This window comes from Streptomyces hesseae, from assembly GCF_031845785.1.
In the GTDB taxonomy this organism is placed as follows: Bacteria; Actinomycetota; Actinomycetes; order Streptomycetales; family Streptomycetaceae; genus Streptomyces; species Streptomyces hesseae.
Genome location: NZ_JAVRFI010000020.1, coordinates 37,733 through 53,495, shown reverse-complemented (window position 1 = coordinate 53,495; position 15,763 = coordinate 37,733). Strand labels below are relative to the sequence as shown.

The window sequence follows — 15,763 nt, the reverse complement described above, 5'->3', positions numbered from 1 at the left end:
GACATGGACCACCTGGACGAGCTCGCCCTGCTGGCCGTCGGCGCCACCGCACTGTGCGGGACGCTGGCCGTCGCGGGCGTACGGACGTACGCCACCGGCAGGGACCGCCACCAGGCGCTCGTCGACCGGCTCTCCGACGCCCCCGCCCCGCCCCCCGCCGGCCCGGCCCGCCCCTTCCGGCGCCTGGACCGCCGGCTGCGCGCCACCCGCCCCGGCCGGCGGCTGGAGTGGGAGATCGCCGCCACCGGACTGGACATCACCGTGGGCGAGTTCGCGGCCGCGACCATCGGCGCGGCGGCCGGGCTGTGGATCGTCGCCGCGCTGCTCCTCGCGCCGTTCTTCGGGCCGCTGGCGGCCGCCGTCGCCATCTGGTCCTCCCACGGCTTCCTGGTGTGGCAGCGGCGCAAACGCACCGAGAGGTTCATCGGCCAGCTCCCCGAGCTCTCCCGGATCCTCGCCAACGCCACCCAGGCCGGACTCGCCCTCCGCACGGCGCTGGGCATGGCGGCCGAGGAGATGGAGGCCCCGGCGGGCGAGGAGCTCGCCAAGGTCGCCGACCGGCTCGCCGTCGGCCACTCCATCGACGACGCCCTCGGCGAGCTCGCCCGGCGGCTGCCCTCCCGTGAACTGGTGGTGCTCGTGACCACGCTCGTCCTTTCCCATCGCGCGGGCGGCACGGTCGTCAGCTCCCTGCGCAATCTCACGACCACCCTCGAAGAGCGCAAGGAGACCCGGCGCGAGGTGCGGACACAGCTCTCGCAAGTGACGGTGACGGCCTACGTCGTACCGCTGATGGGCATCGGGACGTTGTTGCTGATGGACCGCATCGCACCCGGATCGCTGGACCGGATGACGGGAAGCTGGCTGGGGCAGGCCGCGGTCGTGGCGGCCTTCTGCCTCTACGGGGTGGGGTTCTTCCTCATCCGCCGGATGTCGCGGATCGACGTGTGAACCGACGTATGGATCGGCGTATGGATCCGCGTATGGATCCGCGTATGGATCGACGTGTGAACCGACGTGTGAGCCGGGCCCGGGACATGGGGAGAAGACGGGACAAGGGGAGATGAACGGCATGGGAATCCTGCTGGCGCTGCTGGCCGGCGTGTCCGTCGTGGGCGCCTGCCACGGCATCGCGCTCGTCCGCAGCGAGGCCAGGCTGCCTCCGGACCTCGTCCTGGCCCTCGAAGTCGGCTCCACGCGCACCACGGCCGTCGGCTCGGCCCTCGACCGGCTCGGCATGCGCTACGCACCGCTCGTCCTCCGCCTGATGGGTGAGAAGCGCGTCGCGGCCGTACGGCGCCGCATCGACCGGGCCGGCAACCCGGGCGGCCTGACCGTCGACCGTTACGCGGCCCGCCGGGCCGTCTACGGCACGCTCGGCCTCGTCGGCGCGCTGGTGATGCTGGCCAAGGGCCAGGCCCTGCTCGCCGTGCTGATGGTCGCCTTCGGCCTGTTCTGGATCGAGGTCGGCATCCTGGCCGCCGTGCGCGAGCGCCGGGCGGCCATCGAGCGGACCCTGCCGGACTTCCTGGACGTCCTCGCCGTCGTCGTGAGCGCCGGGCTGAGCTTCCGGCAGGCGCTCGACCGGGTGGCCGAGCACTACGAGGGCCCGTGGTCGGACGAATTGCGAATCGTGCTGCGACAGTTGGACATGGGCGTCGCCCGCCGCCAGGCCTTCGACGAACTGCGCAAGCGCAATGACTCCGAACAGGTGGCCCAGTTCGTCACCGCCCTTCAGCAGGGCGAGGAACTGGGCACCCCCATCGCCGACACCCTGATCGGCATCGCCAAGGACATGCGCCGCACGGACGCCCAGCTGGCCCGGCGGCGCGCGGCCAGGACGGTACCCAAGGCGACGATGGTCATCACGACGTTCATGGTCCCGGGCACGGTGATCCTGCTGATCGCGGGGTTCTTCCTGGGCTCGGGCACGGATTTCGGCTCCATCACGGGGGAGTGAGGGCCAATGAGGTGCATCACCACCTGTGAGAGGAGAACCACCGTCATGACACACGCCTCGCAGCACATCCATATATCCCCGCACCACGCAGCTCCCTGCTCCGAGCCCGCCGGGGCGTATCCACTGGGGGAGTTGAGGGAAGACCGTGAAGGGCCTTCGCGCCTGCAATCGGATGTGGGACAGTCGTCGGCGTCGACGTCCGAGGGCATCGCCGCCGAGCGGGGGTGAGACAGATGGTGTCCCAACTTCCCGGTGAGGGAAGGGAACGGGTCCGTACGGAGATCTCCCGAGGAGGAGAACATGAGGATCAAGGGAATCCAGAGGCTCTCGGCAGACGACCGGGGGCAGACCTCGGTCGAGTACCTGGGCATCATCGCCGTGGTCGTGGCCATCATCCTCGTCCTGACGACGACGGACTTCGGCACGATGATCGCGACGGCGATCACCAACCAGATCAGCCGCATCACCGGCTGAGCAGATCGCCCTTCGGGCGGTTCCGTGGCGACGCCCTCCGTGGCGACGCCGGACAGGCGTTCCCGCTGTACATCACGGCCGTGGCGGCCCTGCTCTTCCTCGCGCTCGCCTTCTTCGCCGTCGGCCGCGCGGGCGCCGTCAAGAACGCCGCCCAGACCGCCGCCGACGCGGCCGCCCTCGCCGCCGCCCAGGACTACCGGGACCAGCTCCGTACGGGCTTCCTGCTGGCGGTCGGCACGGGCGGCGGGCCGGCCGGTGCGGGCGGCGGCTGGGCCGACTGGCTGGCGGGCCGGGGCGGCCGGGACGGCCCGGCCTGCGATGCGGCGGAGTCGTACGCGCGGCTGAACGGCGCCCAGCCGGCGATCACTTGTGAGCCGGGCGGTGAGCCGGGTTCGTTCACGGTCACGGTCGTCTCGGAGCGGACGGTGGGGGAGTCCGTCGTCCCCGGGACGGGCGACAAACACGCGAGGGCGACGGCGAAGGCGACCGTGACGCCGCGCTGCGACGCGATGACGCCCGTACCCCCGACGCCACCCCCCACCCCCACGCCCACTCCTACTCCTACAGCCTCCCCGTCCCCGTCCCCGACCCCGTCTTCGCCCCCGGTCGTCGACCTCACCTGCGACGGCGGGAAGGTGCTGGTGATCGACCCGAGGCGCCCCGACGCGACGGTGAAGGCAACGGACCTGTTCGCCGTGCGCCTCGCCGAGTGACCCCCACCGACCGACCAGTGAAGGAACGGCACCCATGAGCTTTCGTACCGCAGGTGCGGCCCTTGTGGTCGTCATATCCCTCGCCCTGGCGGGCTGTGGAGGTGAGGGGGACGACGATGGAAAGAAGACGATCGACCTGAACGCGGCGAGAGGCACTGCGCCCGCGCCCAAGTCCGAGGAGCCCGCGTCGTCGGGCGCGAAACTCGGCGAGATCAAGGGCCCGGACGGCGTGGTCGTCACCCTCACGTCCGCCGTTCGCGACAAGGGCGGCTTCGTCACCGTCAACGGAACGGTCGCCAACCGGGGCAGCAAGCCGTACACCCCGCTGACGTGGCGCTCGAAGGAGACGGAGATGAAGTCCCAGTCCTCGGTCTCGGGCGCCTCGCTCATCGACTCGGCCGGGAAGAAGCGCTATCTCGTCCTGCGCGACACGGACGGCGAGTGCCTGTGCACCACGGGCCTCGTCAACATCCGCCCCGGCGAGAGCCGCCCCGTCTTCGCCCAGTTCCCGGCGCCGCCCGCGTCCGTGGCGGACGTGGACTTCCAGCTTCCGGCGATGCCGTCCGTACGGATCAGGATCTCGGGGTGAGGGCCGTGACTCCGGCAGCGGTTCCCTTGGGGACATTCCTGGCGGTGACGATGGCTTTCGCTGTCGCGATGCCGGGCCCGGCGGCGGTGAACGCGTACGCGGACGCCGGCCCGGGCCGCCAGGCCAATACGACGCCGCCGGTGAAGCTCGACCCGACGGCCCCGGGCCTCAAGCTCCGGCCGGGCAGGAAGCTCGCTCCGGGCCGCGTCCTCGACATCAAGTCGGTCGTCGAGACGGACGACGGCGGCGAGCGCCGTGAGGACACCAACGTGGACGTCACCTTCGCCCTCCAGGCCGAGGTCATCTTCGACAAGGACAGCGCCGACCTGGGCGACGCCGCCCGCACCCGCATCCGCGCGATCGCGGACGAGGTGAAGAAGCAGAAGGCCACGGCCCTGCGCGTCTTCGGCTTCACGGACAACCTCGGCGACGCCGACCACGGCGTCGCCCTCAGCAAGGAACGCGCCAACATGGTCCAGCGGGAGCTGGCCAAGGACGTGGGCTCGGCGGCGATCCAGTACGAGATCCGCGGCTACGGCGAGCAGTACCCGATCGCCGACAACGGCACGGAGGACGGGCGCCGGAAGAACCGCCGGGTGGAGGTGAGCTTCCCCCGGAAGTAGCCCTCAGCTCGCCTTGCTACCCGGCCTTGTTGCCGTTGATCCAGTCGTCGTTGTCCTGCCAGGCGTAGAGGGTGCCGCCGTCGGTGTAGGCGTAGTAGAGGCCGCAGCGGGCCTGCGCGGCACGACCGGCGTCCTTGCCGAATCCGGTGCCGGTGCCGGGGAACCAGGACGCGGAGAGGTTCGGCTCCTTCGCCCGGGTGCCGGACGGGAGGGCCGTGCACTCCGAGGGCAGCTTGCCGGTGGGCAGTGTGGCCTTGAGGAGACGGTCGCCGCCGGTGGTCCTCATCGCGTACCGGATCTCGCGGGCGTCGTCGGGCAGCCAGCGCGGCACCGAGGCGCGGTCGGCCTTGGCCTCGGCCCCCGTGGCGTACTGGGACGTCTGGTCGTGGTGGCCTTGGTACCAGTCCTTGGCGGCGGGGATGGCGGCCGCGGCGCCGACGGAGGCGAGGACGACGATGGCGACGCCGGCGGCGGCGCCGGCAGCGAGCTTGGTCTTCATGGGGGGACCGGGCCCTTCGGAATCGGAGGAGGAGCGAGACTCGGGTGGAATGTCCGATTCCAGTATTCGGTCCCCTCAAGGCCTCCCGGGTCCCTCCGAGGCACGGTCCTGCCGTCAGACCACAGACGGACCGCCCCTAGGGGACACGGACGCGGACGCGATCGCTCACACGCCCTGGATGAAGCGGGCGTACGGCCGGTTGACGCGGTCGTGGACGGCCCGCAGCCACGGCTGACGGACGGCGGGCAACCGCGCCAGCGTGTCGAGGAGAACCCTGTCGTCGGGCTCGAAGAACCGATCCGGCAGCAACGGCAGGGGATCGTCGCGCAGGACGCCGTCGGGCAGCCCACCGGCCGCGGGCTGCCACGGCCGTTCGCCGGGGAACGCGAGACGCGTCCACATCCCGGCGGCCAGCGGCGCGGTCCGCGAGGTCCCGGAGGGCGGCCGCCACGCCTCGCCCGTCAGCGGGTGCCGCGGCACCAGGAGGATGCCGGCGGCCGGATCCGGGGCGGGCAGGCCGGGCCCGGCCAGGGCGAGGGTCTTCACCGGCGCCCCCTGGGGAAGCAGCGCGTCGAGCGCGCGACGGAACGTATCCGCGACGAGCCCGTCGGGGACGACCACGGGCGCGCCCTCCGAAGCCACCAGCACATGCGCCAGCGCCGCCCCCACGGCCGCCTCCCACTCCCGGCTCCACGCCCCGGAGCGGCTGAGCGGCGGAACACCCTGCGGCCCCCTCGCGAGCGCCTCCCAGCCGCTCGCCCAGGGAACGGGCCCGTCCACGGGAAGGCGGCGTACGGCGTCCGGAGTGAACCACACCGCTTGCCACAGCGAACAGTCGTCGATACGGGTGGCCACCGGCCGGCCGCACCGCTCGCACGCGAGGTTCGGGCCGTCGGCGCCGGTCAGCCCACAGCAGTAGCCCTCGCATCGCTCGGGTATCAGGACGGTGCCACGGGTGTCCCCCGGAGCGACGACGATCTCGCCCGGTGCGGCGTACGACAGCCCGTAGACCGGTGCGAAGACGCCGCGGGACGCGGCCTCGGCCTCCCCGACCTCGTGCCACGGCCGCCACGGCGGCCCGGAGGGCTCGGGATCGACGGCGTACGTCCCCGATTCCATCAGCACGGGGAGCATTACCCCGTTGCCCCACTTCTGATGGGCATGGTCGGGCAGAGCGACCTCAGTCAGCGGGGCACTGAGCACGGCGTCACACCCGGCGCACGCGAAAACCGTCACACAACTCCTCACATGTCTGGAACAGGCGAATTATCCAGGCCGGGAGATCGCGAACCAACAGCTTTGAAGACGGTAACCCCCGCCTCGGCGGTCAGGATCGCGGCCGGTTCCGCGACACCGCGTCCGCGCAGGGCGTCGGCGACTGGCGAACAGCCCGGCGGCCGCGTCAAGTCCGGCGGCCAGAGCGTCGATCGGCGCAGCGGAGGGCGGACATCGGTGACCGCCGCCACGAACGCGTCCCGCAGCGCGGCCTCGCCGCCGAACAGCGCCTCGCGCCTGTCACAGACGGCATCGTCGTCGCCCGCGCGGGCGTCACGGGGGTTGGCGCTGGTCCGACGTCCGTCCGTCTAGTCTCGCCTGATGCACATGGATGACGTGTCCGTCGACGAGCTGTCCCACTCCTGGGACGCGATACGCGCTGACTACGACGACGCCTACAACGACGAGTACGACCAGGCCGCCCTCGACTGCGCCGCCCGGCTCGCCGCCGACCCCGGCGGCGAGTCCGCGTACATCTGGACGTTCGGCCTGCTGCTCATGGCCCCCTACGTCGCGTGGGGATCGGACGACGCCGTCGCGCCGCGGCTCATGGCCGCGCTGAAGGCCACGGACGACGCCCTGCGCGACCGCCCCTGCGAGCACGAGGGGCACCCGGACGGGCACCCGTACGAGGAGCACGAGGACGAGTACGACGAGTACCTCGCCGAACAGCTTCGCGGGCTCGCCGACGAGAGCCTCGAATGGGAGGAGGACTTCCCGCGCGAGGCATGGCGCTGCCCGCGCAACGTCGCCGGTCTGGCGCGGATCGCCATGGACGTCGTCGAGCCCGGCTCGGCCACGGACATCCCGCCCCGCCTGCCGGTGGGAGCCGAGGACATCATCGACACCCTGTCGTCCCTGCTCCACGGCTACCCGAAGCCGTACACGGACGTCCACGAGGAGATCTCCTACCGGGCGGACACCCTGCGGTACGCCGACCCGGGGACCCGCCCCGGGCACCTGCTCGTCGCCATGGCGCTGAGCTGGTACGTCGCCCACATGGAGCAGGGCGGGCAACTGGCCGACGGGCTCGTGAAGGCCCTGGAGGAAACGCTGCCCCACTACGCGGCCGCGTCCTGCGCCCACGCGGCGCACCCGCTCCCGTACACGACCGGCCCGGACGTCGCGGGCCTCGGCATCACCCTGACCACCCCCGGCGGCCGCGCCCTCTACGAACGCGACCGCCGGGAAGGCCGGGACGCCCCACTGGACGTACTGCTGTGCCCGGTCGGTCTCGCGGGGTTCGCGCGGGAGTCGCTGCTGACCCTGCGTGTCGGGTAGGCCGTGTCCGACGGGTCGGTGCCGCAGAGACGACCAGGGGGCATCGCCCCCGAACAGGAAGTCGGAGGATCGATACGTCTGGCCCCGTGCGAGGGATGTGACGAGTGCAAGATCCTCGGCATGGGCATCCAGCGGCTAATAACCGACCGCCTGGAAAGGTAAGTTCATGCTTCTCGCCCCCGCCCTCCTTCCGCTCGTGACATTCGCCAATTTCGTGGGCTCCCTCGTCGGATTCGGCCACTAGCAAAGGTCTGATGGGTCAGCGCGCAGGCTGCAATGCCCGGCGCCTGTGGCCCCTCCAGCAGTGGCTGGGGCGTAGCGGGGTCCGCGCTGACCTATCGGACACGCCTTAGTTCCGACGGTGCGACCAGCGGCGGGCGCCGGATTCGGAGCGGCGGATTTTGAAGTCCACTGCGGTTCGACAGCGCCCGAAGGGGCGCGGGGAACTGCGCGACCAGCCACGACGGCGCCGCAGCCGATCGACGCCCCATTACGGCGCCTCCCGCGGAGCGCTTAGCATCGCCGCATGCCCCCTGGTGTACTGATCCGCGAGCTGGATCTGAGCGATTCCACGGTCGCGTCCACCGTGCACGCGGTGGGACTGCGCGCCTATGCCGTCGAGGCCGAACTCATCGGCTTCGACGGCATCCCCGCCCTGTCCGAATCCCTCCAGGAGATGACGGCCCGGCCCCTGCGCTGGCTGGGCGCGGTGACCAGCGCGGGTACGGTGGCCGCCTTCGTGGCCTGGCAGGCCGACACCGGTCGGCACGTCACCCACATCGACCGGGTCTGCGTGGACCCTGCCTGGTTCCGCCGGGGCCTTGCCTCCTGCCTGCTGCGCCACCTGCTCGCCGGGGAGACGGACGGCGGTGAGGTGAGGGTCAGCACCGGAGCGGAGAATCAGCCTGCGGTGAAGCTGTACGAAGGGCTCGGCTTCAGGCGCGGCACGGACTTCGAGCCGGTGCCCGGCCTGCGCATGGCCCAGTTTGTCCGCGAGGCAAGCCGTTAGAGGAGGTGGTCGGCTTTGCCGGCCTTGATGTCGCGGATGAGCGTGCGGAGCGCTTCGCGGGTGTCGGTGAGGTAGCGGTCTTCGGCACCGGATATGGCGATGTAAGCGTTGCCAGCGCTGTCAGTGCCTATACGGAAGCACGCACTGCCTTCGCCGCAGAACGGCGCTTCCCAGCGGATCTCGGACATGTTGCTGACTCCTCAGAGCTGACGTGCGATGTCCTGGATGAACTTGCGCGAATCATCCGGTTCGAGTGCAAGCCGTTCCATCCACTCCAGCTGAGCGCGGTACTTGGACAACTGTGCCTCCCCATAAAGAAATTCCGGCCCGTGCGTGCAGTCAGTCTGCACGGTGTCCAGCTGGGGGACTACGGCTGCTGCGTACACCAAGGTCTGCCCTGCCCCAGGGAAGACGCCGCGTGCTACGGGGATCACGCGCAGGATCACGTGGCTGAGCTCCGACATGTTCACCAGGTGCTCAAGCTGGGCCCGCGCTACCGACGGTCCCCCGAACTGCATGCGCAGGGCCGCTTCGTGGATGATGCCGTAGTAGTCAGGCGGATCATCCCGGGTGAGGACCTGCTGGCGTTCCAGCCGGAGGACTAGTCGCAGCTCCAGCTCCCGCTCGGGAAGGTGGGGCACGACTGCTTCGAAGATGGTGCGAGCGTGGTCGACAGTCTGAAGCAGGCCAGGGATGTGAACGGTATGCGCGGTACGCAGGCAGACAGCGTGCGCCTCCATCTCCGCGATGTCCAAGAGGCCGCCGGGCAACGCACCTCGATAGCGTTCCCACCAGCCTCTGCCAGCAGGTTGCGCCATCTTGGCAAGCGCGTCGATGTAGGAATCGTCTGAGCAAGCGCAATGACAGGCCCAGCTTCTCAGTCGATCAGGGCTGATGGCCCTGATGCCACGTTCAATGTTGGAGATCTTGCTGCGATCGACGCCGAGCAGTGATGCGGCTGCCTCGGCGCTAACGCCAGCTGCCTGGCGCATCTTGTGCAACTCGTAACCCAGACGCTTCTGGCGCTCCGTGGGGGAGGTTCGTTGTGCCATGGCACCCCTTCCTATACGCGGTGCGCGCCAGTCTGCATCCCCGCGTTGTGAGAGTTCCCTCGAACGGGGTCAAGTTTCACGACAGGTGGCCAATTGGCCCCGCAGGTGGCTAGCTTCGGTGAGGTAGCGCACAAGCCCCGGCGTAGCCGGAAGCGCATCACGCGAGCGTGCCCGAACCCTCCATCCCTGGGAGGGGCGTGCCCGCGTCAGGGAGACAAGCCACCGGCGCAAACCGCAGCGCGTGCGAACTCCGCGAACTCAACCGACCCACACGGGAGTCGCCATGCCATTCGTCAGCCTTTGCCCGACCGTCACGCCCGACGCAACCGACCCGTCCGACCACCTGGACCCGGCCCCCACCACCCGTTCCCCCGAGAGCCTCGCGTACAGCTACGCCATCCCGGGCGAACCGCACGCCGCCGCGATCGCCCGTACGAGCGTGCACAACGCGCTCGCCGCGCACGGGCTGACGGACCTGCTGCCGCCCGCGCTCCAGGCGACAGCCGAACTCGTCGCCTGTGCGGCGATGTTCGAGCCCGGACAGGTGCTGTACCTGTCCGTGGGCTGGCAGCAGGACGGCATCCGGATCGTCGTGTGGGATCCCCACACGCGGCACGCCCACTCGGACAGTTCCGCGAAGTGTGCGGCGCGGCGCAACAAGATGCTCTATCTCCTCGCGTGCGTGGTGCACGAGTGCAAGGGGAGCTGGGGAGTGATCCGCCCCGAACCGGCACGGGAGGGCACCCGGGTATGGGTGAACCTCCCGCGCCAAGGGGCAGCCGACTACGCGGCGGCGCTCTGCTGAGGGCAGGTGCCGCACGTGCAGGGTCGGTTCACCGCGACGTGGTGGACCGGCCCTGGGTGGCGGCGGTGGCGGCGATGGCGGCGGCCATCAAGGATCAGAAGTGGCCCGGCTGGTTGCGCTCCGACGCGTCGCACTGGGCGGCGCGGTGCTTGAGGGCGTCGGCCTGGGCGATGGTGCGGCGGGCGGCCTCGCGCTGGCCGGCACGCTTCTGGCGCGCGGCCTGCTGGTACAGGACGTCGGCGTCGTGACGCAGCTTCGCGGTGTCGCAGGTGATGGAGGCCGCCTGGGCGGTGGGGGCGGTGACGAGGGCGGCACCGGTGCCGGCCATCACGGCGGTCAGGACAAGAGCGGATATGCGACGACGCATGGGTCTCCTTACCGAGAGATACGGATCATTCCGGCCACACGTATGGCCGGAACTGATCGTTCACCGTATACGAGTTGGACCGGTCGCGCGCACGCGGGATCGCAGGGCAGGATGGGGCCGCCCGAGCGGGGAACGGTGAGGGAGGCGGGACATGAGGGGCGGGCTCGTCGTGATGGCGACGGCGTTCGGAGTGCTCGTCGGGGCTGCTGGGAAGACGGGGGCGGCTGGGGCGGCGGATGGGCCGGAGGGGGTGGTCGCGTACCGGATGGCTCAGGGCGCGACCGCCGTGCAGGGGGCTGGAAGCAGCGCTGAGCGCGGTCCTGAGCTGAAGGCGGGCGCGAGTACGTACACCGACAGCATCAAGCCGAAGGAAACGAAGTACTACACGGTCGAATTGGACGCTCAGTCGAGCGCGTACGTATCGGCGGTGGCGGCGCCGAGGCCGGGGGGTGCGATGGGGTTGCGGGACGGGATCGACGTCTCGTTACAGGCGCCGGACGGTACGCAGTGCGGGACGGTGCGACACCGGTCGTTCCTGTCGGCCGGGGGTGCGTACCCCGTCGCGGACTACGCGGAACGCGTGGTGAAGCCGGGCGCGGCGTGCGCGGCGCCGGGTTCTTACCGGTTCGTCGTGGAGCGGGGGGACGCGCTGGGCGGGGACGCCTCGGCCGTACCGATCGAGCTGAAGTACGTGGCGGAGCCGCCGCAACGGACGGAAACCACCGACATGTTGGGCGCTCCCGGCACATGGAGCTCGCAGGCGCCGTCGAAACCGCCGCAGGGCGCCGCGGAGGGCATCGCGGGCGGCACGGGTTTCAACGACGCGGCCGAACTCCGCCCGGGCGTGTGGCGTGACGAGCTCCGGCCCGGGGACACGCGGTTCTACCGTGTCTCGGTCGACGCGGGTGAACAGCTCTTCACGGACGCGGAGTTCGGGGGAGGTGGCGGGAGTGGTCCGATGGTGATCGGCGGCGTACGGCTCGGGCTCAACAACGCCGCACGCGGTTTCGTCATGAACAAGACCACCGGCTACCAGGGCAAACCGGCCACCGTCTCGCTGGCCACGCCTCCGGCCGCGTATGGCGGCGGTGGTGGTGGCGGTGGCGAGGCCGTCAGGGGCATGCGCTTCGCGGGCTGGTACTACCTCCAGGTGAGCCTGAGTCCGAAGGTGCGGCAAGGGGCGGGTGGTGCGGGTGTGCCGGTCACGCTGCGGGTCGATGTGGCGGGCGCACGCAAGGCCGACCAGGGCGCCGGACGACCGCAGGGGAGCGGCGGCCGCTCTGGTGGTGAGGGCGGTGTGGGAGGGGAACTGGTGGCCTCGGCCGGGACCGGTCCGCGCAACGAGCGGTTGCGGACGATCGGCTATGTGGGGATCGGCACGGGGACGACGTTGCTGCTGGGGCTCGGCGTGTGGACGTTGCTGGCGCGTCGGCGGGGCGAGTAGCGCGTGGTTCGGGGACTTCGGGGTCACTTCCTGCCGATCACCATCGACTCGGGCCCGGCCAGGCGCTGTACGCGGCTGTCCCGGAATCCGGCCTCGGCCAGCCAGCCTCGGCAGTCGGCGCCGGTGTACTCGAAGCCGCCTGGGGTCTCCAGGAGCATGGTGAGGCTCATGAGCAGCCCATCGATGTTCTCCCGGCGGTCGTCGTCGAGGAGCGTCTCGTAGATGACGACGATGCCGCCTTCCGGCAGCGCTTCGTGGGCCTTGCGCAGCAGTGTGCGGGAGGTGGGCAGGTCCCAGTTGCTCAGGACGTGACCAAAGATGAGTACGTCCGCTTGGGGGAGGGGGTCGGTGAAGAAGTCCCCGGCGTGGAAGGCGAGCCGGTCGGCGAGGCCGGAGTCCGCGAGCCGCCGCTGGAAGCCGGGCGCCACGGCGGCGAGGTCGAAGCCGGTGCCGTGCAGGTGCGGGTGGCGGCGGAGGAGTCGCGTCAGCAGGAACCCTTCGGCGCAGCCGATGTCGGCGACCGTGCGGTGGGAGGACCAGTCGATCGCGTCGACCAGGGCGAGGACGGAGCCCATGGACAGCCCCGTCATGGCCTGCTGGAAGGCGGCGAGGCGCTCGGGGTCGTCGTAGAGGGTGGCGTAGATGTCCTCGCCGCCGGACTTGATCTCGTTCTGGGGCTCACCCGTGCGCAGTGCCGTTTCGAGCCGGCCCCAGATCCCGTACATCCTGGCATCGCTCATCTCAAGCAGACCGCCCAGATAAGTGGGCTCGCCGCGGACAAGGTAACGGGCGGTGGCGGGGGTGTTGGCGTACGTACCGTCGGCGCGTTCCAGGAGGCCGAGGGCGACGAGGGTGTCGAGGAAGTCGTGGGCGGAACGCGGGTGAAGTGCCAGCCGGGCGCGTAGTTCGTCAGCGGTGAGCGGGCGGTCGGCCAGCTCGGTGAAGAGGCCGAGGGTGGTGGCGGTGAGCAGGACCTTCGAGGCCATGAAGCCGGAGGCGATCCGTAGGAGACCGTCGGGAGACGTAGCGGGCATGGCGTTCCTCGTGGGGCGGGTCAGGTGCAGAGGAGGACGTGCCGGACATATCCGTACTACCCGCGCTGTCCCCTGGCACAGGCGCCGAGTGGGGGCGGGTGGTGGCGAGCGGGCAGGTCATTCGGACGGGAGGATCTCGACGCGCGCGCCCGGCGCAACGCCCCACTCCGCCATCGCGCCCGCCGCGCTCTCCAGGACGTGGCGGGCCCTGATCCGGGGGAGACCGAGGCGCCCGGGGCGCATGGTGCGGACGGTGAGCACGGTGAGGTGGTGGTCGAGGTACGCCACGTCGATGGGGAAGCGCATGTGCCAGGTGTGGACGCTGGTGGCGGGGGTCAGGAGGAGGGCGCCCTCGAAGGTGTCCCGGCCGAGGAGGCCGCGCGTCCGGGCCCGGTAGGAGGCGGCGATCTCCAGCGATGTGATCATCCCGCTGGAAACAACGTGGAGTTGGGCGAAACCGTCCTGGTGGCGGGCCATGCGCCAAGGTTATCCACAGGCCCCGGCGGGAATCGGCGAACGTCCGTAACCTCAAGGCATGAACGCTGTGTTGATCGCCGTTGCCGCTGTGTATGGCGCCCTCGCCGGGGTGTTGACACGGCGCGCGCGGTTCCGGCTGGCCGTGGAGCCGGGGGAGGTGTGGCGGTCCACGGGCCCGTGCGGGCACGCCGTGGGCGGCTGGGTGGGCCCGGCGCGCTGCGGCGTGTGCGGGGGGAGGTACGGGCCGGGCGCGCCGGCGCCGCCGTGGTGGCCGGCGGTCATGACGGCCGTGGTGTGCGGCGGGCTCGCGGCGGCGGTCGGGATACGGCCTGAGCTGGCCGTATGGCTCCTTGCGGCGCCCATGGGGGTGGTCCTGGCGGGCGTCGACTGGCAGGTGCGCCGCCTGCCGGACGTCCTGACCCTGCCCCTGGCGGCGGGGGCGGTGCTCCTGCTGGGAGTGGCCTCGCTGATACCGGGCGCGGCGGGCTCCTGGCGCCACGCCCTCCTGGGCGGGCTGGCGCTGGGCGGCGGGTATCTCGTGCTGTTCCTCCTCCACCCCAGCGGCATGGGATTCGGCGACGTGAAACTTGCCGCGGGACTCGGTTGCGCCCTCGGCTGGTACGGATGGTGGGGGCTGTTGCTGGGTGCCTTCGCGGGCCTGCTGCTCGCCTCCTGCTACGGCAACGCCCTACGCCTCACCCGCCGCGTGGCCCGGGGCGCGTCCATCCCCCTGGGCCCCTTCCTGATAGCGGGGGCGTGGGTGGGCGTCCTGGCGGGCGCGCTACGCGCCGACGGCTGAGAGGGGGAGGTCCTGGCAAGGGAGGCCCTGAGCAGGTCAGGTGAAGTCCACTGCGGTTCGGCAGCGCCCGAAGGGGCGCGGGGAACTGCGCGACGAGCCACGACGGCGCCGCAGCCGATCGACGCCCCGCCGTGGCGCCTCCCGCGGAGCGCCTAGCGAGGGAGGTCCTGCGGAACGCCCGTGCCGTCGCCCAGGGCGGTCAGGATGTCGTCGAGGGTGTGCTCGAAGAGCGGTTCGGGGTCGGTGAGGGCGAAGTCGAGGTGGCCGAAGGCTTCCACGGCGACCGTCCCGTACAGGCGGGCCCAGCAGGCGACGAAGACGTAGATGACGTCCAGGGGCACGGGTTCGCCGGAGAGGTGTTCGCGGACCTCCTCCAGCTGGGCCGTCCAGGCGGGGTCGAGGTCGGTGGGCGGCTGGATGCCGCCGTTCCGCCAGAGCTGGACCATGAGTTCGAGGATGACGCCGCCGAAGCGCCAGCCGGAGTCGTGGGCGACGGTGCCGGGGGTGGTGTCGGCGTCCGCGTCCGGCTTGGCGAACAGCAGCCCGAACTCGCGGGGGTGGTCCAGTACCCAGCGGCGCAGCTCACGGCACACCTCGCGCAGCTGCCGTCCGGGTTCGTCGTCCGGGTGGCGGTCGCGGGCCGTGGTCAGGGCGGTGGCCAGTTCGTCGTAGAGGGAGGAGGTCAGGGCCTGGATCAGGTCGCGGTGGCCGGCGTAGTAGCGGTACAGGCCGGGCGCGGTCATGCCCATCTCACGGGCGATGGCCCGCAGCGTGACGGCCCCCGCCCCTTCCTCGACCAGTAGCCGCCGCCCGGTGCGCAGGATCTCCGCCAGCGCTTCCTCGCGTACCCGGTGACGGCGGCCGGTACGGGTTCCCGTGGTGCTGGACATGGGGCTCGGGCCGCCTTCCCTTGACAAAGTTAACACCCATCACTTTAGCTTCCGTCGAAAGTTAACACCGTTAGCAAATGCTCGGGGGAGTCCCATGAAGTACGGCATCGTCCTCACCTGCACCGTCACCGAGCGGTGGCTGGCGCTGTCGCGCGAGGAGCGCAACGCGATGCGCGAGGCGCATCTGGAGCCGGCCTTCGCCGACTACGCCGACCGCGTCCGGGCCCGTTTCTTCGACGCGGAGGCGTTCAACGGCCGTTTCTCGGACTTCGTCGTGCTGGAGACCGAGGACCTGGGTGCGTACTACTTCCTGATCGAGGCCCTGCGTGACACACCGGTCATAGCCGAGGGCTACCTCACCTTCGGTGAGATCTTCCTGGGCGTCGAGGACGGCTTCCACGCGTACGAGCGGGCCCAGTCCGGCTCACCCGAACGCGAGGGCATGGCCACGACGAGCGACTTCTAAGGTCGT

The 15,763-nt window shown here is 70.8% G+C and carries 20 protein-coding genes; 12 read left to right on the top strand and 8 right to left on the bottom strand.

Annotated features, from left to right (window positions below):
- The first annotated feature begins 3 nt into the window (after positions 1 to 3).
- From RM609_RS25715 to RM609_RS25690, 6 genes are all read left to right on the top strand, one after another.
- Complete coding sequence (locus RM609_RS25715; RefSeq protein WP_311613937.1) at positions 4 to 951, top strand: type II secretion system F family protein; 948 nt, start codon at positions 4 to 6, stop codon at positions 949 to 951.
- Between the two features lie 121 nt (positions 952 to 1,072).
- The gene (locus RM609_RS25710; RefSeq protein WP_311614015.1) at positions 1,073 to 1,960 is read left to right on the top strand and encodes a DUF5936 domain-containing protein; all 888 of its coding nucleotides are present in this window, start codon (positions 1,073 to 1,075) and stop codon (positions 1,958 to 1,960) included.
- 300 nt (positions 1,961 to 2,260) lie between these two features.
- Positions 2,261 to 2,434, top strand: coding sequence for a Flp family type IVb pilin (locus tag RM609_RS25705; RefSeq protein ID WP_311613936.1), 174 nt, complete (start codon positions 2,261 to 2,263; stop codon positions 2,432 to 2,434).
- Complete coding sequence (locus RM609_RS25700) at positions 2,431 to 3,147, top strand: pilus assembly protein TadG-related protein (RefSeq protein ID WP_311614014.1); 717 nt, start codon at positions 2,431 to 2,433, stop codon at positions 3,145 to 3,147. The genes RM609_RS25705 and RM609_RS25700 overlap by 4 nt, the downstream gene beginning before the upstream one ends.
- Positions 3,148 to 3,181: 34 nt before the next feature.
- Positions 3,182 to 3,736, top strand: coding sequence for a hypothetical protein (locus RM609_RS25695; protein WP_311613935.1), 555 nt, complete (start codon positions 3,182 to 3,184; stop codon positions 3,734 to 3,736).
- A 50-nt stretch (positions 3,737 to 3,786) separates the two neighbouring features.
- Entirely contained in the window at positions 3,787 to 4,359 is a 573-nt protein-coding gene (locus RM609_RS25690) for an OmpA family protein (RefSeq protein ID WP_311614013.1), read from the top strand.
- Between the two features lie 16 nt (positions 4,360 to 4,375).
- Here RM609_RS25690 and RM609_RS25685 read toward each other — a convergent pair whose 3' ends face one another.
- Positions 4,376 to 4,858, bottom strand: coding sequence for a hypothetical protein (locus RM609_RS25685; RefSeq protein WP_311613934.1), 483 nt, complete (start codon positions 4,856 to 4,858; stop codon positions 4,376 to 4,378).
- A gap of 165 nt (positions 4,859 to 5,023) precedes the next feature.
- Positions 5,024 to 5,977: a hypothetical protein gene (locus RM609_RS25680; RefSeq protein WP_438828536.1), complete on the bottom strand. Its 954-nt coding sequence runs from the start codon at positions 5,975 to 5,977 to the stop codon at positions 5,024 to 5,026.
- 477 nt (positions 5,978 to 6,454) lie between these two features.
- On the opposite strand from RM609_RS25680, the gene RM609_RS25675 reads away from it, so the two are divergent.
- Both RM609_RS25675 and RM609_RS25670 read left to right on the top strand, forming a co-directional pair.
- Positions 6,455 to 7,414 (top strand): hypothetical protein, encoded by a 960-nt coding sequence (locus tag RM609_RS25675; protein ID WP_311613932.1) that lies wholly within the window; start codon positions 6,455 to 6,457, stop codon positions 7,412 to 7,414.
- A gap of 526 nt (positions 7,415 to 7,940) precedes the next feature.
- On the top strand, positions 7,941 to 8,423 hold the full coding sequence (locus tag RM609_RS25670; RefSeq protein WP_311613931.1) for a GNAT family N-acetyltransferase: 483 nt from the start codon (positions 7,941 to 7,943) through the stop codon (positions 8,421 to 8,423).
- On the opposite strand, the gene RM609_RS25665 is transcribed toward RM609_RS25670, so the two are convergent.
- Together RM609_RS25665 and RM609_RS25660 are read right to left on the bottom strand one after the other, a co-directional pair.
- On the bottom strand, positions 8,420 to 8,611 hold the full coding sequence (locus tag RM609_RS25665) for a hypothetical protein (protein WP_311613930.1): 192 nt from the start codon (positions 8,609 to 8,611) through the stop codon (positions 8,420 to 8,422). The genes RM609_RS25670 and RM609_RS25665 overlap by 4 nt on opposite strands.
- Before the next feature lie 12 nt (positions 8,612 to 8,623).
- Positions 8,624 to 9,475, bottom strand: a complete 852-nt coding sequence (locus RM609_RS25660) for a helix-turn-helix domain-containing protein (protein ID WP_311613929.1) — start codon at positions 9,473 to 9,475, stop codon at positions 8,624 to 8,626.
- Between the two features lie 283 nt (positions 9,476 to 9,758).
- Here RM609_RS25660 and RM609_RS25655 point away from each other — a divergent pair, with 283 nt between their 5' ends.
- Entirely contained in the window at positions 9,759 to 10,280 is a 522-nt protein-coding gene (locus RM609_RS25655) for an ATP-binding protein (RefSeq protein WP_311613928.1), read from the top strand.
- 94 nt (positions 10,281 to 10,374) lie between these two features.
- Here RM609_RS25655 and RM609_RS25650 read toward each other — a convergent pair whose 3' ends face one another.
- Positions 10,375 to 10,647, bottom strand: coding sequence for a hypothetical protein (locus RM609_RS25650; RefSeq protein ID WP_311613927.1), 273 nt, complete (start codon positions 10,645 to 10,647; stop codon positions 10,375 to 10,377).
- Positions 10,648 to 10,798: 151 nt separating this feature from the next.
- On the opposite strand from RM609_RS25650, the gene RM609_RS25645 reads away from it, so the two are divergent.
- Positions 10,799 to 12,091: a hypothetical protein gene (locus tag RM609_RS25645; protein WP_311613926.1), complete on the top strand. Its 1,293-nt coding sequence runs from the start codon at positions 10,799 to 10,801 to the stop codon at positions 12,089 to 12,091.
- A 23-nt stretch (positions 12,092 to 12,114) separates the two neighbouring features.
- Here the strand turns inward: RM609_RS25645 and RM609_RS25640 are convergent, their stop codons facing one another.
- Both RM609_RS25640 and RM609_RS25635 read right to left on the bottom strand, forming a co-directional pair.
- Positions 12,115 to 13,125: a methyltransferase gene (locus RM609_RS25640; RefSeq protein ID WP_311613925.1), complete on the bottom strand. Its 1,011-nt coding sequence runs from the start codon at positions 13,123 to 13,125 to the stop codon at positions 12,115 to 12,117.
- Positions 13,126 to 13,242: 117 nt separating this feature from the next.
- Positions 13,243 to 13,602 (bottom strand): DUF192 domain-containing protein, encoded by a 360-nt coding sequence (locus RM609_RS25635; protein ID WP_311613924.1) that lies wholly within the window; start codon positions 13,600 to 13,602, stop codon positions 13,243 to 13,245.
- 58 nt (positions 13,603 to 13,660) lie between these two features.
- Between RM609_RS25635 and RM609_RS25630 the strand changes: the two genes are divergently transcribed.
- Positions 13,661 to 14,401 (top strand): prepilin peptidase, encoded by a 741-nt coding sequence (locus RM609_RS25630; RefSeq protein ID WP_311613923.1) that lies wholly within the window; start codon positions 13,661 to 13,663, stop codon positions 14,399 to 14,401.
- 152 nt (positions 14,402 to 14,553) lie between these two features.
- On the opposite strand, the gene RM609_RS25625 is transcribed toward RM609_RS25630, so the two are convergent.
- Positions 14,554 to 15,291: a TetR/AcrR family transcriptional regulator gene (locus tag RM609_RS25625; protein WP_311613922.1), complete on the bottom strand. Its 738-nt coding sequence runs from the start codon at positions 15,289 to 15,291 to the stop codon at positions 14,554 to 14,556.
- Between the two features lie 94 nt (positions 15,292 to 15,385).
- Here RM609_RS25625 and RM609_RS25620 point away from each other — a divergent pair, with 94 nt between their 5' ends.
- Entirely contained in the window at positions 15,386 to 15,757 is a 372-nt protein-coding gene (locus tag RM609_RS25620; protein WP_311613921.1) for a darcynin family protein, read from the top strand.
- Positions 15,758 to 15,763 lie beyond the last annotated feature (6 nt).

Bases quoted from the DNA above. Each gene is read 5' to 3' on its own strand.
- RM609_RS25685 (WP_311613934.1), bottom strand. From the start codon at position 4,858: ATGAAGACCAAGCTCGCTGCCGGCGCCGCCGCCGGCGTCGCCATCGTC.
- RM609_RS25640 (WP_311613925.1), bottom strand. From the start codon at position 13,125: ATGCCCGCTACGTCTCCCGACGGTCTCCTACGGATCGCCTCCGGCTTC.
- RM609_RS25650 (WP_311613927.1), bottom strand. From the start codon at position 10,647: ATGCGTCGTCGCATATCCGCTCTTGTCCTGACCGCCGTGATGGCCGGC.
- RM609_RS25675 (WP_311613932.1), top strand. From the start codon at position 6,455: ATGCACATGGATGACGTGTCCGTCGACGAGCTGTCCCACTCCTGGGAC.
- RM609_RS25645 (WP_311613926.1), top strand. From the start codon at position 10,799: ATGAGGGGCGGGCTCGTCGTGATGGCGACGGCGTTCGGAGTGCTCGTC.
- RM609_RS25710 (WP_311614015.1), top strand. From the start codon at position 1,073: ATGGGAATCCTGCTGGCGCTGCTGGCCGGCGTGTCCGTCGTGGGCGCC.
- RM609_RS25655 (WP_311613928.1), top strand. From the start codon at position 9,759: ATGCCATTCGTCAGCCTTTGCCCGACCGTCACGCCCGACGCAACCGAC.
- RM609_RS25665 (WP_311613930.1), bottom strand. From the start codon at position 8,611: ATGTCCGAGATCCGCTGGGAAGCGCCGTTCTGCGGCGAAGGCAGTGCG.
- RM609_RS25680 (WP_438828536.1), bottom strand. From the start codon at position 5,977: ATGGAATCGGGGACGTACGCCGTCGATCCCGAGCCCTCCGGGCCGCCG.
- RM609_RS25670 (WP_311613931.1), top strand. From the start codon at position 7,941: ATGCCCCCTGGTGTACTGATCCGCGAGCTGGATCTGAGCGATTCCACG.
- RM609_RS25715 (WP_311613937.1), top strand. From the start codon at position 4: ATGGACCACCTGGACGAGCTCGCCCTGCTGGCCGTCGGCGCCACCGCA.
- RM609_RS25705 (WP_311613936.1), top strand. From the start codon at position 2,261: ATGAGGATCAAGGGAATCCAGAGGCTCTCGGCAGACGACCGGGGGCAG.
- RM609_RS25690 (WP_311614013.1), top strand. From the start codon at position 3,787: ATGGCTTTCGCTGTCGCGATGCCGGGCCCGGCGGCGGTGAACGCGTAC.
- RM609_RS25695 (WP_311613935.1), top strand. From the start codon at position 3,182: ATGAGCTTTCGTACCGCAGGTGCGGCCCTTGTGGTCGTCATATCCCTC.
- RM609_RS25635 (WP_311613924.1), bottom strand. From the start codon at position 13,602: ATGGCCCGCCACCAGGACGGTTTCGCCCAACTCCACGTTGTTTCCAGC.
- RM609_RS25660 (WP_311613929.1), bottom strand. From the start codon at position 9,475: ATGGCACAACGAACCTCCCCCACGGAGCGCCAGAAGCGTCTGGGTTAC.
- RM609_RS25630 (WP_311613923.1), top strand. From the start codon at position 13,661: ATGAACGCTGTGTTGATCGCCGTTGCCGCTGTGTATGGCGCCCTCGCC.
- RM609_RS25620 (WP_311613921.1), top strand. From the start codon at position 15,386: ATGAAGTACGGCATCGTCCTCACCTGCACCGTCACCGAGCGGTGGCTG.
- RM609_RS25625 (WP_311613922.1), bottom strand. From the start codon at position 15,291: ATGTCCAGCACCACGGGAACCCGTACCGGCCGCCGTCACCGGGTACGC.